Source organism: Mesorhizobium sp. M3A.F.Ca.ET.175.01.1.1, from assembly GCF_004791945.1.
Taxonomy (GTDB): Bacteria; Pseudomonadota; Alphaproteobacteria; order Rhizobiales; family Rhizobiaceae; genus Mesorhizobium.
In genome coordinates, this window is the sequence record NZ_SRTP01000011.1 from 24,333 (window position 1) to 40,302 (window position 15,970).

The following is a 15,970-nucleotide window of genomic DNA, read 5'->3' on the forward strand; positions in this document are numbered from 1 at the left end:
GTCAAAGACCTGCCCAACCTCGCATTGCGTGACGCAAGAGCAGCCAGTGCCGCCGCAAGGTCGAGAGCACCACAGCGCCGTCGAGTGGCGACCGGCCGGTCTTTTCCATCTTGTCGAGATAGCCGCGTGTGAGCGCCAGCGGAAGGAAGGCGGGGCGCAGTGACACGGGAAGCGCTGGCGCGCCCTTCTCAAAGGCGCTGAGGTGGTCCCGCGCCAGCGCGATCATCGCGGCCGCTGCTCGCTGCTCCGCGGCCCCGCCCTCCCCCTTGACGAACTCTTCCGGCGAAGAGCCGGCGGCCGCCAGTATGTCGGCCGGGACGTAGCACTGTCCACGCCGACGATGCAGCGGCAACAACAGCAGCAAGCCGGTGATGGCCTGTGCGCAGCCTGCCCTGCCCGCGAATTCGGCAAAGCCAGGCGCGGCTATCGGATCGAGCGCCATCGCCACCAGTTGGATGAGTGCGGCGGCCGTTTCCCCGCAGTAACCTTCGAGGTCGGTCCGCGACGGCATCGGATCGTCGTAAAGATCGAAGATGCGCGCATCTAGCATGTTCTCGAAGGCGGCCTTGGGCAGCCGGTTGGCGGTGATCGTCGCCTTCAGCGCATCGGCGGTCGGGTGACCGGTATCAGCCCCATCTTCGCTCGCGATGACGTCGCGCCACCACTGCAGCCTGACTTCGCCCGGCAACGGCTCGTGGATGCGGTCGCGCACGCCGGCGATCTCAGCGTTGAAGGCATAGAGCGCGAGCAGCGCGTCGCGTTTGTCGGCTGGCGCGTAGAGAGCCGAAAGATAGCGGTCATGGTCAGCGGCACGTACCGCCTCCATGACGAGGTTGGATGAGCCCGCCATTCAATCGACGGCGATCAATGCTGCAGCCACGGCACGGTCCTCGGCCAGCAGCACGTTGTAGGTCCGCACGGCCGCTCCCGTCGACATCGGGTCGGCCGAGATGCCCGCCTGCTTGAGTGCTGCGCGCAACGCGGCAGGCAAGGGCCGAAGATCCTTGCCGGTGCCGACCAGCAGGATCTCTATCCTGTCGGCCTGGGCGAAAAGCTTGTCGAAGTCCGACGCCTTCAGCGCCAGCGGATCGGCCGGCTCCCAGCCATGGATGCCGGACGGTAGGCACAGAAGCGAGCCGCGATGCGACATGTCGGCAAAGCGGAAGCCGCCATTGCCATAAGCCTCGATCGGCGCCTTGCCCGGGAAATGCGCCTCGCGAATGATGATGCCTTTGACCATGGGTCTAGAGCATGATGCCGAAAAGTGTGGTGCGGTTTTCGGACGACATCATGCTCTATCTCTTTGATTTGGAGCCGGCGTCAGGACTAGACCTGCAATCATCCGGCTCTTGCGGCGTCAGGTCGCCACGGCCTTGCCGTTCACCGGCTTATCCCCTTCGGCGCTCGCGGCCTGCGGCCGCAACTTGAACAGGATCAGCAGCGGCGCGGCGATGAAGATCGACGAATAGGTGCCGAACACCACGCCGAACAGCATCGCCAGCGTGAAGGATCGGATCACCTCGCCGCCGAACAGCACGAGCGCCAGCAGCGCCAGGATCGTGGTCACCGACGTCAGCGTCGTTCTCGACAGCGTCTCGTTGATGGCGTTGTTCAACAGCTGCGGCAGCGGCATCTTCTTGTATTTGCGCAGGTCCTCGCGGACGCGGTCATAGACGACGATGGTGTCGTTCAGCGAATAGCCGATGATGGTGAGGATCGCCGCCAATGAAGACTGGTTGAATTCCAGCCCTGTTATGACGAAGAAGCCGATCGTCATCACCACGTCGTGGATCGTCGCAATGATGGCGCCCACCGCGAACTGCCATTCGAAGCGGAACCAGACATAGAGCAGGATGCCGACCAGCGCGATCAGCATGGCGATCGTGCCCTGTTTGGCGAGCTCTCCGGAAACCGTCGGCCCCACCACCTCGACACGGCGGAAGTCGTACTGGTCCTGGAGCTCGCCCCTCACCTTGTCGATGACGGTCTGCTCGGCGTTCTCGCCGGCGTCCTGCGTGCCGACCCGGATCAGCACGTCGTTCGGCGCGCCGAACTGCTGTACCTGGATTTCGCCGATGTTGAGTTCCGACAGCCTGCTGCGGATATCGCCGAGATCGGCGTCGCCCTGCTTGGACTGCACTTCGATTATCGAACCGCCCCTGAAGTCGATGCCGTAGTTGATGTCGATGGTCAGGAACCCGACGACCGACAGGACCGACAACAGGCTGGACAAAGCGAATGTCCAGCGTCGGATACCCATGAAGGGAATCCTGGTGCCCGGCGGAATGAAAGTGACCGGCGCGCGCGGCAATTCCTTCGGACGAGCCCGACGCAGCCAAATGGACACCAGCATGCGCGTGAAGGTGAAGGCGGTGAACACAGTGGTCAGGATGCCAATCGCGTAGGTGATGGCGAAGCCCTTGACCGGACCGGTGCCCAGCCAGAACAGCACCACCGTCGCGATCAGCGAGGTGACGTTGGAATCGACGATGGTTGCCAGCGCCTTGGAGAAGCCGGTGTCGATCGATTGGATGACTGAGCGGCCGTTTCGCCGCTCCTCGCGGATGCGTTCATAGATCAGAACGTTGGAGTCGACCGCCATGCCGATGGTGAGCACGATGCCGGCGATGCCGGGCAAGGTGAGCGTCGCTCCCAGCAGCGACAGCAGCGCCACGATCATCGCGACGTGCACCGCCAAGGCCACATTGGCGAGGAAACCGAGGAAGCCGTAAGCGACGAACATGAAGGCGACGACCAGGATCGACCCGATCACGCCCGCGATCTTGCCGGCGTGGATGGAGTCCTGGCCGAGGCCCGGACCCACCGTGCGCTCTTCAATGATGGTGAGCTTTGCCGGCAAGGCGCCGGCGCGCAGCAGCACGGCGAGATCGTTGGCGCTCTCTGCTGTGAAGTTGCCGGAAATCTGCCCCGTGCCGCCGAGAATAGGCTCACGGATGACGGGCGCCGAAATGACCTGATTGTCGAGGACGATGGCGAAAGGTTTACCGACATTCTGCTGGGTCGCTTGACCGAACCGGGTGGCGCCCCGCGAATTGAATGTGAACGAAACCACCGGCTCGTTTGTTTGCGAATTATAAGTCGGCGTCGCCTGCGACAGGTCTTCGCCCGACACGATGACGCGGTTCTCCACCAAATAGGGAACTGGAGGATCGTCCTGGGAATACAGGATGGAATCGCCCGCCGGCGGCCGGCCTTTCATGGCATCCTGGACCGGCACCGAGGTATCGACCATTTGGAACGTCAGCTTGGCGGTCTGGCCGATAATGTCTTTAAGCCGCTGAGGGTTCTGGAGACCGGGCACCTGGACAAGGATGCGGTCGTCGCCCTGCCGCTGCACGATCGGCTCGGTAGTACCCAGCGCATTGACGCGCCGTTCGACAACTTCGATTGCCTGCGACAAAGCCGTCGAGGTCCGGTACTTGAGACCGGCATCCGTAACGGTAAATCTCAACAGCCCCGGCTCTGAATCATCCAGTGCCATCGATTGAACGGAACCGCCGGTGAATAGGCTGGCATTTACCGGATTTGTAATCGGTTTCAGCGCAGCTTTGGCCGCATCGAGCTGGCTCTGGTCGTTGATGCGCACCTGCACGGTGCGCCCGGTGCCGGAAAGCCCGGTATATTGGATCTTGGCTTCGCGCAGCAGGGTCCTGATCTCGTCGCGCGTCGTCTCCAGCTGATCTTTGATCAAGTCGTTCTGATCCATCTGGAGCAGGATGTGCGAACCGCCCTGAAGGTCGAGGCCGAGCGTCATCTGCCGCTTCGGCACCCAGCTCGGCAGCTGCGCCAGCGTGCTTGCCGGGAACAGGTTGGGCGCGGCGAGGATCACTGTTATGGCCACGGCGAGCCAGATCAGGATCATCTTCAGGCGCGAGAAATAAAGCATTCGTTCTTATCCGTTCAGGCGTACAAGCGGCAGCGTTGCGCCAGCGAGATCTGGATTACTTCTTCGCGTTCTGGTTCGCCACCGGCTCGCCCTTGACGCGCACGTCCGTGAGCGTCGAGCGCAGCGCCGTCACCTTGGTTCCACCGCCAAGGTCGATCTCCAGCTCATTGTCGTCGATCACCTTGGTCACCTTGCCGACGAAGCCGCCGCCGGTCACCACCGTATCGCCGCGGCGCACCGCAGCCAGCATCTCCTGGCGCTTCTTCAGCTGCGTGCGCTGCGGCCGGATGATCAGAAAATACATGATCACGAAAATCAGGACAAACGGCAAAATGCTGACGAACATGTCTGGCGAGGTGCCAACGCCCTGGGCGTATGCCGGTGTGACGAACATCAAGAAAACTCCTGGAAGGTGACAAACCGCCGGGGCGGCCCCGCGAAATTTGGCCGGAATATAGTCGGTAAAGTTGCCAATGCAACTGCGGGATCCGGCGAATCCGTTGCTTTTCCAGCCGTTTGCCGCGTGCTAGAGCGTCGCAGCGGGAAGCGCCTTGGAGGCTGCCGAAAGCTGGTTCTTGCGGCGCCCCAACGGAAGCTGCTCCCACGTCCCGAGAAGCGAGAACAAAAAGACCTCAGATGACCGACAGCCTGGACGCCCTGAACAAGAAGCTGGAACGCTTGATCGAGGCAGTCTCCCGTCTTGCCGCTCCGCCTGTGCCGCAGACCGACCTCGGCGCGGCCGACTGCTTCGTCTGGCAGGCCGATCCCGGCTACCTGGAGCCGGTCCGCAAGGTCAATCGGGTCGACATTGGCCTGATCCGCGGCGTCGACCGGGTCCGCGACATCCTGCTCGACAACACCCAACGCTTCGCCTCCGGCTATGCGGCAAACAACGTGCTGCTGTGGGGTGCGCGCGGCATGGGCAAGTCGTCGCTGGTCAAGGCCGTGCACGCGGCAGTCAATGCCTCCGACAAGCTCGACCGCGCGCTCAAGCTGATCGAGATCCATCGCGAGGACATCGATACGCTGCCGAAGCTGATGAGCCTGCTGAAGGCCGCGCCCTATCGTTTCATCCTGTTTTGCGACGACCTCTCCTTTGATCATGACGACACCTCCTACAAATCGCTGAAGGCGGCGCTCGAAGGTGGCGTCGAGGGGCGGCCGGCCAATGTCATCTTCTACGCCACGTCGAACCGGCGGCACCTGTTGCCGCGCGACATGATCGACAATGAGCGCTCGACCGCCATCAACCCGTCGGAAGCGGTGGAGGAAAAGGTTTCGCTCTCCGACCGCTTTGGCCTGTGGCTGGGCTTCCACAAATGCTCGCAGGACGAATATCTGGACATGATCGACGGCTATGTCCGCTATCACGGCCTGACCGTCCACCCCGAAACGTTGCGCGCCGAGGCGCTCGAGTGGGCGACGACGCGCGGCAGCCGCTCAGGCCGTGTCGCCTGGCAGTTCACGCAGGACCTGGCGGGACGACTCGGCAAGGCGCTCAAGGACTAGCTGCCGATAGAAATCGAAACATGCAGCCGCCCTGCCGGGTCGAGCGCTGAATGTTCTTTATCTGTTCCATCCATTGTGCCATTTTCCCAGGACTCAGGAGTTGGGGGAAACGCGATTGAAAAGCAAAGGCGCAGCGTTTCGCAGGCTCCATCACGAGCCAGGCGCGTTCATCATCCCGAACCCCTGGGATGCCGGCACGGCGCGGATCCTGGCAGCCATGGGTTTTACCGCCCTGGCCACCACAAGCGCCGGCATGGCCTTTTTGCCTCGGCGTCGCCGAAGGGCAGGTTTCCAGAGAAGATACGATGGACCACTGCCGGGCCATTGTGGCTGCGACGCCGCTCCCTGTTTCCGCTGATCTCGAAAAAGGCTTCGGCGACAGTCCCGAGAGCGCTGCCGAAACGATCCGGGCGGCGGCAGGCATCGGCCTGGCCGGATGTTCCCTGGAAGATCATACTGGAAGACGCGAGGATCCGATCTACGACTTCACCCTTGCGGTCGAGCGGATCGAGGCGGCAGCACAGGCATGCCGCACGCTGTCGGATGATTTCGTGTTGACGGCACGCTGCGAGAACTTCTTGTGGGGACGTCCCGACCTGGACGATACCATTCGACGATTGCAGGCTTTCGAGAAGGCTGGAGCCGACGTTCTCTATGCGCCCGGCCTGCATGACCTCGGCGTGATCCGCACTGTCTGCGGCGCCGTGACGAAACCGGTCAATATCGTGATGGGCATGCCGGGCGCCACCTTTGATCTGGGCGAACTGGCCGATGCCGGCGTCAAGCGGATCAGCGTCGGCTCGGCGCTGGCACGTCTGGCTTTGGCAGTTTCGTCCGCGCCGCCCGTGAGATGAGATCGGAGGGAAGTTTCCGGTTCTCGCAGGAAGCCATGGGCTTCGCCGAACTGGAAGGTTTCTTTACCGGATCGAGGAAAGCCTGAAAGGCCAGCGTTGATCCGGCAAGGACGGTTCGTCCAGCGCAAAACTATTGAAAAAGCCCGCCCCTGACGGAACGGGCAAGCCGGCGGGCCGGACTGGAGGTCAGGCGGCCCGCAAATTATTCTTGTTCTATTCGAGATAGGTCGATGGGTCGACCGGGGCCGAATTCTTGCGCACCTCGAAGTGCAGCTTCGGCGAGTCCGTCGTGCCGCTCATGCCCGAAACCGCGATCTCCTGGCCGCGCTTGACCTTTTGGCCGCGCTGCACCTCGATCGAGCTGGCATGACCATAGACGGTGACCAGGCCGTTCTCGTGGCGCACCAGGACGGTGTTGCCGAATTCCTTCAGACCGTCGCCGGCATAGATGACCACCCCGTTCTCAGCCGCCTTGATCGGCGTTCCCTCTGGCACTGCGATGTCGACGCCGTCTTTGCCGGCGCCGAAGCCGGAGATGACGCGGCCCCGAACCGGCCAGCGCATCTTGCCGATGCCGGTCGCGTCCGGCGCCACGGCATCGTCGTCCTCGGCCTGCTGGATGACCTTGTCCTTTTTCGGCGGTGTGTAGGAGGCGAGCGTTTCAGACGGCGTGGTCTTTGCCGGCGGCGGCGTGGTCGCCGTCGTCACCGGATCGACAGCCGGCTTCGCGCCGGTCGTCGCGGCCGGCTTGGCGGCGGCCATCGCGACGGTGCCTCCGGCAGGAACTTTCAGGGTCTGGCCGATCTTCAGCAGGCCGTTCTCCATGCCGTTGGCCTGCTTCAGCGCCGCGACGTCGACACCGGTCTTGCGGGCGATCGAAGACAGCGAGTCGCCCTGCTGGACGGTATAGGTGCCGCCGGCTCCGGCCGGCTTGGCGTCGGCCAGCTGTGGCGCGGGCTTGGCATTCTTCGAGCCGCTGGCCGCAGCGGATGCATCGACCTGCGCAGCCGACTTGCCATCCTTGAGCTTCGGCTGCTGCGGCAGCACAGCGACCTTCTCCGGCGCGCCGGCAGGCTTCGGCGTGTTGGCGGGCTTGGCGGCGTCGGCAACCCTGGGCTCACCTTTTCTCGAATAGGCATAGGCGGGGATGACGATCTTCTGACCGATTCTCAGCCCCTTTTTGGCGTCCAGGCCATTCACCTTGACGATCGCATCGGCCGGTACATGATATTGCCGCGCCAAACCGGAAATGGTCTCGCCTTCCCTGACGACAATCTCGGTCGCGTGCGAAGCCGCACTTGCGTTGCGTACGGCGTCGGGGGCGGCGGTCTTGAACGGCTTCGGCGCGACGGTGCCGGTGGTCGTCTTGTCGACACGCGGCGCGGCAGGAGCGAGCGTCGGCGCCGAGGCGGTGCGCATCGGCTTGGCGGGCGCTGCGGCCGGCGCCGAGGGTGGCGGCAACTGCTGTGCCGTAACCGGCTCGAGGCTCGAGCGACTCACCGACTGTGTGTGGCTGCCGTCGACGGGGGCCGGCGCGACCGTGTCGCCCGGATAGGGCTGATCGACATTTTGCTTGTCGATGATGGCGCGCTGATTGTTGGTCGATGAGGTGAAAACGTCGTCGACGCCGTTGAAGCGCATGGCCTGGGAACTGCAGCCGGCGGCGGCGCCGGCGATCACGAGGACGGCGCAGCCACGCGCCAGATTCCGTCCGTTTGCCTTCAAAACATTGAATTGCATCGCACTAACCCGCACAGACCCGGTACAAACTGGTCATGATTAAAGCGCGTTAATGTTACTGGCCGGTTAACCCATTAGAATCCGTCAAAAATTTTCTTAAAACATTTTCGATCGGAGGCGGTGGGCCGAGATTCAGGTCAGCCGGAGACGAGAGCGGAGCGTGACGTGAGCATCGGAAGCGTGGAAGCCGCCAGTTGCCGGCTGGCCTCCCATGAATCCAACCCGGCTAAATCACCGCGGCGACGCTTCGCAATATCGGCTGCAGCCTGACCATGCCGATGTCCTCGCGTTCGAAACGGCTGCCGACCTTGGTCAGCTTGGCCAGCACCTGCTCGCCCTCTTCCGGGCCGATCGGCGCGATGACGATGCCGCCGCTCGACAACTGGTCGAGCAGAAAGCGCGGCAGGCTGTCGAAAGCAGCCCAGGCGAGGATGCGGTCGAACGGCCCTTCATTGGCCAGGCCGTTGGAGCCATCTGCCTGGCGCGCGATGGCGTTGCTGATGCCCAGCGCCTCGAAGCGCTGCTTTGCCTGTTCGGTCAGGGTCTTGTAGCGGTCGATGGTGACGACGCGGGCGGCCAGCCGCGACATCACGGCAGCGGTGTAGCCCGATCCGGTGCCGATCTCGAGCACGCGGTTTCCCGGCTCGATGGCCAGCGCCGCGAGCACCGCCGCCTGCAGGTCCGCGCCCTCGATCGCCTCGCCGCAGTCGATCGGCAGCATGCCTTCCGACCAGGCGATCGAATGGAACTGCGCAGACAGGAAGCCGCGCCGCGGCGTCGCCTCGAAAGCGGCGACCAGCGGCTTCGGCGCAGTGCCCCGGCCGCGCAGGCGAAGCAGGAAAGCAGCAAATCCTTCGCGGTCGTCGAGGGCCATGTTCATGAGAGCGCCTTGGTCAGCTGGTCGCGGAGTTCATGGGCGGTGAGGTCAAGCTGCAGCGGCGTCACCGACACCAGCCGATTGCGCATCGCGTGAAGGTCGGTGCCTTTCTTGCCTTCGACCGGCTCGCGGCCGAAGCGCAGCCAGTAATAAGGCAAGCCACGCCCGTCGCGCCGCTCTTCGACCCACAGGCTGTGCACCAGCTTGCCTTGCGAGGTGACGACCGTCCCTTCGATCTCGTCGGGCGCGCAGTTCGGAAAATTGACGTTGAGCAGCACCCCTTCCGGCAACGGCGTCGCAATCAGCTTCTTCAGCAGTGCCGGCGCCAGCGCTTCGGTCGTCTCGTAGGGGACAACGCGGTCCTCGCCGACGTAGGAATAAGCCTGGCTGACGGCGATGGAGCGCACGCCGAGCAGCGCGCCTTCCATGGCGCCCGCGACGGTGCCCGAATAAGTGACGTCGTCGGCGATGTTGGCGCCGGAATTGACGCCCGACAGGATGAGATCCGGCGGCCCGGGCAGTATCTTCTTCGCGCCCATGATGACGCAGTCGGTCGGCGTGCCGCGCACGGCATAGTGCTTTTCGCCGATCTTCCTCAGCCTGAGCGGCTCCGAGATCGACAGTGAATGGGCGTAGCCGGACTGGTCCTGCTCCGGTGCCACCACCCAGACGTCATCCGACAGCGTCCGGGCGATGCGCTCCAGCGACGCCAGCCCTTCGGCATGGATGCCGTCATCATTGGTCAGCAGGATGCGCATGAGCTCATTTGGATTCGATCTTCGCGAGACCACCCATGTAAGGCCGAAGCGCTTCAGGAATGGTTACGCTGCCGTCCTCGTTTTGGTAGTTTTCGATGACCGCGATAAGCGCGCGGCCGACCGCAGTGCCCGAGCCGTTGAGCGTATGCACGAAGCGGTTGCCCTTGCCGTCCTTGTCCTTGTAGCGGGCATCCATGCGCCGGGCCTGGAAGTCGCCGCACACCGAGCAGGACGAGATCTCGCGATAGGCGTTCTGACCCGGCAGCCAGACCTCGATGTCGTAGGTCTTGCGTGCGCCGAACCCCATGTCGCCGGTGCAGAGCGTCACCGTGCGGAACGGCAGGCGGAGCCGCTTTAGCACCTCTTCGGCGCATTGGGTCATGCGCTCGTGCTCGGCAAGCGAGCTCTCCTGGTCGGTGATCGAGACCAGCTCGACCTTATAGAACTGGTGCTGACGCAGCATGCCGCGCGTGTCGCGCCCCGCCGAGCCCGCCTCCGAGCGGAAGCATGGCGTCAGCGCGGTGTAGCGCAGCGGCAGCCTTTCGTGCGCCGTGATCTCCTCGCGCACGAGGTTGGTGAGCGGCACTTCGGCCGTCGGAATAAGTCCCAGGCGCCCGTCCCCATGCGGGGTAAAGAAGAGGTCCAGTTCGAACTTCGGCAGCTGGTTGGTGCCGAAAAGCACCTCGTCGCGTACCATCAGCGGCGGCTGGATTTCCTCATACCCATGCTCGGCGGTGTGCAGGTCGAGCATGAACTGGCCGAGCGCGCGCTCCATGCGGGCGAGCTGACTCTTCAGCACCGTGAAGCGCGAGCCGGATAGCTTCGCCGCCCGCTCGAAATCCATCATGCCGAGAGCTTCGCCGATCTCGAAATGCTCCTTCACCCAGTTCGGGCGCGGCGGCACCTCGCCGACGATGCGCTTGACGACATTGTCGTGCTCGTCCTTGCCGACGGGAACGTCGTCGAGCGGTACGTTGGGCAGCACCGCTAGCCCGTCGTTCAGCGCCTTGTCGAGCTCGCGCTCGCGTGCCTCGCCATTCTGGATGAATGCCTTGATCTCGCTGACTTCGGCCTTCAACTTTTCTGCAAGCGCCGCATCGCCCGATCGCATCGCGTTGCCGATCTCTTTCGAGGCGGCGTTGCGACGCTCCTGCTTGACCTGCAATTCGCTCAGATGCGCACGCCGCGCTTCGTCCCTGGCGATCAGCTCGTCGACGGTGGACTGCGCCTCACCGGCCGACCACGAGCGCTTCACGAGCGCTTCGACCAGAGCCTTCGGGTTGTCGCGAATCCATTTGATATCAAGCATGGTTTGTCGGTCCTCGGCTAAGCATGCCGCCCAAAAATGCATTGCGATTTTGGGACAGCGACATGCTCAAAACAAAAGCTGAAACGCATCGCATGAGGCGACGCATTTCAGGCCAGAGGGCGTAAACCGCATCCTTGATTGATGCAAGACAGGCGGCCGCGGCTGCGGCGTTTTTCCGGCTTTCCCGATGTGGCGATCAGCTCGAGGACGCGTCCGGCGCCTTGTCGGCGACCGTGCTTGCGCTCTCTTTCCGCTCACGCGCCAAGCGGTCGCGCTCCTGGTTGCGCTCGATTAGGCGCGAGGAGAAGATGGCGACCTCGTAGAGCAGGATGGTCGGAATCGCGAGGCCGATCTGGCTCATGGGATCGGGCGGGGTCAGCACCGCGGCGACGACGAAGGCGATGACGATCGCCCATTTGCGCTTTTCCGCCAGTCCCCTCGACGACAGCAGGCCGACACGCGTCAGCAGGCTGGTCACTACCGGCAGCTGGAACACCAGGCCGAAGGAGAAGATCAGCGTCATGATCAGGCTGAGATATTCCGACACTTTCGGCAGCAGCGAAATCTGCACCTGGTCGTTGGTGCCGACCTGCTGCATGGCGAGGAAGAACCACATCACCATCGGGGTGAAGAAGAAATAGACCAGCGAGGCGCCCATCAGGAACAAGATGGGCGATGCGATCAGGAACGGCAGGAAGGCGCTGCGCTCATTCTTGTAGAGGCCTGGCGCGATGAATTTGTAGATTTGGGTGGCGATCAGCGGGAACGCGATGACCATGCCGCCGAACATGGCGAGCTTCACCTGGGTGAAGAAGAACTCCTGCGGCGCGGTGTAGATCAGCTCGACCTTATGCGGATCGAGCCCGGCCCATTGTGTCGCCCATTTGAAGGGTATGACCAGTAGGTTGAAGAGCCGCTTGGCGAAGAAGAAGCACGCGAGAAAGGCGATGAAAAAGCCGCCGAGTGACCAGATCAGCCGGCGGCGCAGCTCGATGAGATGCTCGATCAGCGGCGCCGAGGACTTCTCGATCTCATCTCTTTCCTGATCCGAAACGCTCACTTGGCGGCTCCCGCCGTCTTCTTGGCATCAGAGGGCTTTTTCACGGCTGGCTTCCTGACCGTGGCCACCGCTTTGGGCTCTGCTTTGGGCGCTGCCTTCTTGGCTGGCGTTGCAGCCTTTGCCGCCGGCGAGGCCTTTGCAGAGGCGGCCGCGACCGGCGCCTTGGCCGTTGTCGCTTTCGCCACGCCGGGAGCTGTCTTCGCCTTGGATGTCGCCGCCTTTTTGGCCGGCTCCGCGGGCTTGGCGATTTCCGAAACCGGCGCGGTCACCGAAGCGTCTGTCATGACCGGGAAGGTTGGCGTGGCCGGCGTCACCTCAGCTCCGTTGATACCGGGCATTTCGGTCGCGCCGTTCTTGAGCGGCTCCGCAGCTTCCGGCGTCGCCGCGGCCTCCTGTGCCGGATCCGCGGCGGGCTTGGGCTTCATCATCGTGTCGACGCCGGCGCGAACATCCGCCGCGGCCTGCTCGAACGGATTGAGCTGCTTGCGGATCTCAGTCGCCGGGTTGAGGCCTCTCAACGTGTCCACCGACTTCTTGACGTCGTCGAGTTCGGCTTCTTTCAAAGCCTCGTTGAACTGCTTCTGGAAATCGGCGGCCATGGCGCGCAACTTCGACGTCGTGCGGCCGAAGGTGCGCAGCATGTTGGGCAAATCCTTAGGCCCGACGACCACGATCATGACGACCGCGATCACCAGCATTTCGGTCCAGCCGACTTCAAACATGGCTATTTATTCCGACTAGTGCATGTCGCCCAAAAGTTCGAAGCGGTTTTGGGACAACGACATGCACAAAGCAACAACCGAGCTCAGCTTTTGCTGACCTTTTCCTTGCCCGGCGAAACGGTCTCGTCGGCGCGATGCTCGACGGTACGCTTGTCCTCGGCGGTGTCGTCGTCGGCCATGCCCTTCTTGAAGCTCTTGATGCCCTTGGCCATGTCGCCCATCAGCTCCGGCAGCTTGCCGCGGCCGAACAGCAGCAGCACGATGACCAGCACGATCAGCCAGTGCCATATCGATAGTGAACCCATTGCACATCTCTCTCGAATGTTTTCCCTGGCGATGATCTATGCGTTTTCGCTTAGGGATTCAAACACAACTGCAGTGAAGTTGATAAAATGGCTGGCGGATGTCACGCATTTTCGGCGTGAGCAGCTTGCTACGAATCCGCGCACACCTGCCGTTAACGACCGAACAGCGGCTTTTTTGCGTCAGTCTTCCGTGACGCGCGGGGTCAGCAGCCCCAGTTCCTCGAGGTCGATATCGGTCAGCGCATCTTCGTCTTCTGCGAGCGCCTCGGGATCGGCCGGCGGCAGCGGTATCGAGAAATTGGACGGCATGCGCGTCGACAGCAGGCCGGCGCCCTTCAGTTCTTCCATGCCGGGCAGATCGCGGATTTCCTCAAGCGCGAAATGGTCGAGGAAAGCGTCGGTCGTGCCGTAGGTCACCGGGCGGCCGGGCGTGCGGCGGCGTCCGCGCATCCGGACCCATTCCGTCTCCAGCAGCGTGTCCAGCGTCCCCTTCGAGGTCTCGACGCCCCTGATGTCCTCGATCTCGGCACGCGTCACCGGCTGGTGATAGGCGATGATCGCCAGCACCTCGAGTGCCGCGCGCGAAAGCTTTCGCTGCTGCACCGTGTCCCGGCTCATCAGGAAGGCGAGATCGCCCGCGGTCCGGAACGCCCAGGCATCGCCGACGCGAACCAGATTGACCCCGCGCTTGGAATAGATCTCCTGCAGGTCGGCCATTGCCGCCGCGATATTGACCCCCTCCGGAAGGCGCGCCGTGAGCTGTTTCTCGCTTACAGGCTCCGCGCTGGCGAAGACGATCGCCTCGGCCATGCGGACGGCCTCCGCCAGTTGCAGCCGTTCGGCAGGGTTCTCGATGGAACCTTGTTCGACCATCTCGTCCTCGGGTTCGTCTTCGACCTTGAACGGGATGACCGAAGCATTGGCGCGTTCGCTCATGAGACCACCTCGACTGCCCTGACCCCTTGCGCGCGGCCGCGCAGGTAAATTGGCGCGAAAACCTGATCCTGCCGCACTTCCAGTTTGCCCTCGCGCACCATTTCGAGCGTCGCCGCGAAGGAACTTGCGACCGCCGTGCGGGTTTCTTCCCGGCTCGCCAGATATTCGATGAGGAAGCTGTCCAACGCGGTCCAGTCGCTCAACGTGCCGACCAGCCTTGCCAGCACCTGGCGCGCATCCTTCAGCGACCAGACGGCGCGCCTGGCGATCGTCACATTGTTGATCGCCTGCCTCTGGCGCTGTTGTGCGTAGGCGGTCAACAGATCGTAGAGCGAGGCCGAATAGGCGTTGCGCTTTTCGACGATCACCATTTCAGGCATGCCGCGCGCGAAGACGTCGCGTCCGAGCCGGTTGCGGTTGACCAGCCTCGCGGCGGCATCGCGCATGGCTTCCAGCCGCTTCAGCCGGAACTGCAGCACCGCCGCCAGTTCCTCACCGCTCTCGCCCTCTTCGCCGGGCTGCTTCGGGATCAGAAGCTTCGACTTGAGGAAGGCAAGCCAGGCCGCCATCACCAGGTAGTCGGCCGCCAATTCCAGTCTCAGCGCCCTCACCTTCTCGATAAAGGCCAGATACTGCTCGGCGAGAGCCAGGATGGAAATTCGCGCAAGGTCGACCTTCTGGTTGCGCGCCAGATGCAGGAGAAGATCGAGCGGTCCTTCAAAGCCGGCGACGTCCACCACCAGCGATGGATCGCCGGTAAGGCGTGAATCGTCATTCTCGGCCCACAGACGGTCCATCGGTGCGGCCTTCGCGGCCTTGCTGTCCAATGTCTCCGCCACTTGCCTTTCTGCCTTTCGGTTCAGGCCACCGCTTCGAAATAGGTGGCAAATTCCGCGCGTATCGCTGTTTCGTCGGCCCCGTCGCGGCCTCTTATATAGGTCAGCGCCCGCTCTGCCCGCTGCAAAGACTTGCCTTCGAGCGGCCTGCTGCGCGACGCGATGCCCGACATTTCCTCGAAAACCCCATTGCAGTGAAGGACGAGATCGCAGCCCGCCGCAAGGATTGCGGCCGCCTTTGTCGGGAAATCCCCAGAAAGTGCCTTCATCGAAGTGTCGTCGCTCATCAACAGCCCATCGAAGCCGATCTCGCCGCGGATCACCTCGTTGACGACCTTGGCCGAGGTCGTCGCCGGATTTTCGGGGTCGACGGCGCTGTAGACGACATGCGCCGTCATCGCCATGGGCAGGTCGTTGAGCGCCTTGAACGGGGCGAAATCGTGCGCTCGCAGCTCTTCCAGCGGGGCATCGACGGTCGGCAGCGCGAAATGGGTGTCGGCAGAGGCGCGGCCATGACCGGGAATGTGCTTCATCACCGGCAGCACGCCGCCCGACATCAAGCCCTCCGCGGAAGCCCGGCCCAGTTCGATCACGGCATTGGGCTCCTTGCCATAGGCGCGCGCGCCGATCACATCGCTGGCGCCTTCCACCGGCACGTCGAGCACCGGCAGGCAATCGGCGCTGATGCCGAACCGCAGAAGATCGAAGGCGTGAAGGCGAGCCAGCAGCCATGCAGCGCGGCGGCCCGCTTCACGATCCTCACGCCAGAGCGCCCCAAGCGCTCCGCCGGCGGGATAGTTCGGCGCCAGCGGCGGCCGCAGGCGCTGCACCCGGCCGCCTTCCTGGTCGATGAAGACCGGAGCGTCCGGACGCCGGACGCAATCGCGCATGGACGCGACCAGATCGCGGATCTGCTCGGGTTCGCCGATGTTGCGCGCAAACAGGATGAAGCCCCAGGGATGTTCGCTTTGATAAAAGCGGATTTCCTCAGGGGTGAGCGATTTCCCGGCGCAGCCGAGGATCATGGATTTTGATTCGGTCATGGACCTGAGCTTAGGGCTTTGAGGGCGCAAAGGGAATCACCCCTGCCTGCCAACGCCCGCGCGTGCAAACCCATCCACAAAGAAGAAGCCGGCGTGGCCTCGCGGCAACGCCGG

Annotated in this window: 15 protein-coding genes and 1 pseudogene; 2 read left to right on the forward strand and 14 right to left on the reverse strand. The window is 63.3% G+C overall.

What is annotated here, in order from left to right:
- Nucleotide 1 precedes the first annotated feature (1 nt).
- From EN818_RS22460 to yajC, 4 genes are all read right to left on the reverse strand, one after another.
- A complete protein-coding gene (locus tag EN818_RS22460) occupies nucleotides 2-850 on the reverse strand; it encodes a phytoene/squalene synthase family protein (RefSeq protein ID WP_165350025.1) in 849 nt (282 codons plus the stop codon).
- On the reverse strand, nucleotides 851-1,240 hold the full coding sequence (locus EN818_RS22465; protein WP_095807192.1) for an Mth938-like domain-containing protein: 390 nt from the start codon (nucleotides 1,238-1,240) through the stop codon (nucleotides 851-853).
- A 117-nt stretch (nucleotides 1,241-1,357) separates the two neighbouring features.
- The gene (gene secDF, locus EN818_RS22470; RefSeq protein ID WP_095807191.1) at nucleotides 1,358-3,907 is read right to left on the reverse strand and encodes a protein translocase subunit SecDF; all 2,550 of its coding nucleotides are present in this window, start codon (nucleotides 3,905-3,907) and stop codon (nucleotides 1,358-1,360) included.
- A gap of 55 nt (nucleotides 3,908-3,962) precedes the next feature.
- Entirely contained in the window at nucleotides 3,963-4,301 is a 339-nt protein-coding gene (yajC, locus tag EN818_RS22475; protein WP_095807190.1) for a preprotein translocase subunit YajC, read from the reverse strand.
- A gap of 242 nt (nucleotides 4,302-4,543) precedes the next feature.
- Between yajC and EN818_RS22480 the strand changes: the two genes are divergently transcribed.
- A complete protein-coding gene (locus tag EN818_RS22480; protein ID WP_095807189.1) occupies nucleotides 4,544-5,416 on the forward strand; it encodes an ATP-binding protein in 873 nt (290 codons plus the stop codon).
- A gap of 115 nt (nucleotides 5,417-5,531) precedes the next feature.
- Nucleotides 5,532-6,356, forward strand: a pseudogene (locus EN818_RS22485) (isocitrate lyase/phosphoenolpyruvate mutase family protein).
- Between the two features lie 127 nt (nucleotides 6,357-6,483).
- Here the strand turns inward: EN818_RS22485 and EN818_RS22490 are convergent.
- The 10 genes from EN818_RS22490 to nagZ all read right to left on the reverse strand — a co-directional run bounded on the left by EN818_RS22490 (nucleotide 6,484) and on the right by nagZ (nucleotide 15,856).
- Nucleotides 6,484-8,010 (reverse strand): peptidoglycan DD-metalloendopeptidase family protein, encoded by a 1,527-nt coding sequence (locus EN818_RS22490; RefSeq protein ID WP_095807188.1) that lies wholly within the window; start codon nucleotides 8,008-8,010, stop codon nucleotides 6,484-6,486.
- A 226-nt stretch (nucleotides 8,011-8,236) separates the two neighbouring features.
- The gene (locus tag EN818_RS22495; RefSeq protein ID WP_095807187.1) at nucleotides 8,237-8,890 is read right to left on the reverse strand and encodes a protein-L-isoaspartate(D-aspartate) O-methyltransferase; all 654 of its coding nucleotides are present in this window, start codon (nucleotides 8,888-8,890) and stop codon (nucleotides 8,237-8,239) included.
- Nucleotides 8,887-9,645 carry a 5'/3'-nucleotidase SurE gene (gene surE / locus EN818_RS22500; protein WP_129553900.1) on the reverse strand — a complete coding sequence of 253 codons (759 nt, stop codon included), beginning with the start codon at nucleotides 9,643-9,645 and terminating at the stop codon, nucleotides 8,887-8,889. The genes EN818_RS22495 and surE overlap by 4 nt, the downstream gene beginning before the upstream one ends.
- 4 nt (nucleotides 9,646-9,649) lie before the next feature.
- Complete coding sequence (gene serS / locus EN818_RS22505) at nucleotides 9,650-10,954, reverse strand: serine--tRNA ligase (protein WP_095807185.1); 1,305 nt, start codon at nucleotides 10,952-10,954, stop codon at nucleotides 9,650-9,652.
- Nucleotides 10,955-11,150: 196 nt separating this feature from the next.
- On the reverse strand, nucleotides 11,151-12,014 hold the full coding sequence (gene tatC, locus EN818_RS22510; RefSeq protein WP_095807184.1) for a twin-arginine translocase subunit TatC: 864 nt from the start codon (nucleotides 12,012-12,014) through the stop codon (nucleotides 11,151-11,153).
- Nucleotides 12,011-12,736, reverse strand: a complete 726-nt coding sequence (gene tatB, locus EN818_RS22515; RefSeq protein WP_095807183.1) for a Sec-independent protein translocase protein TatB — start codon at nucleotides 12,734-12,736, stop codon at nucleotides 12,011-12,013. Before tatB ends, tatC begins: the two co-directional genes overlap by 4 nt.
- 83 nt (nucleotides 12,737-12,819) lie before the next feature.
- Nucleotides 12,820-13,041: a twin-arginine translocase TatA/TatE family subunit gene (locus EN818_RS22520; protein WP_095807182.1), complete on the reverse strand. Its 222-nt coding sequence runs from the start codon at nucleotides 13,039-13,041 to the stop codon at nucleotides 12,820-12,822.
- Nucleotides 13,042-13,221: 180 nt separating this feature from the next.
- Nucleotides 13,222-13,977, reverse strand: a complete 756-nt coding sequence (gene scpB, locus EN818_RS22525) for an SMC-Scp complex subunit ScpB (protein ID WP_095807181.1) — start codon at nucleotides 13,975-13,977, stop codon at nucleotides 13,222-13,224.
- The gene (locus EN818_RS22530; RefSeq protein ID WP_095807180.1) at nucleotides 13,974-14,774 is read right to left on the reverse strand and encodes a ScpA family protein; all 801 of its coding nucleotides are present in this window, start codon (nucleotides 14,772-14,774) and stop codon (nucleotides 13,974-13,976) included. Before EN818_RS22530 ends, scpB begins: the two co-directional genes overlap by 4 nt.
- Before the next feature lie 62 nt (nucleotides 14,775-14,836).
- The gene (gene nagZ / locus EN818_RS22535; RefSeq protein WP_095807179.1) at nucleotides 14,837-15,856 is read right to left on the reverse strand and encodes a beta-N-acetylhexosaminidase; all 1,020 of its coding nucleotides are present in this window, start codon (nucleotides 15,854-15,856) and stop codon (nucleotides 14,837-14,839) included.
- Nucleotides 15,857-15,970: the final 114 nt, after the last annotated feature.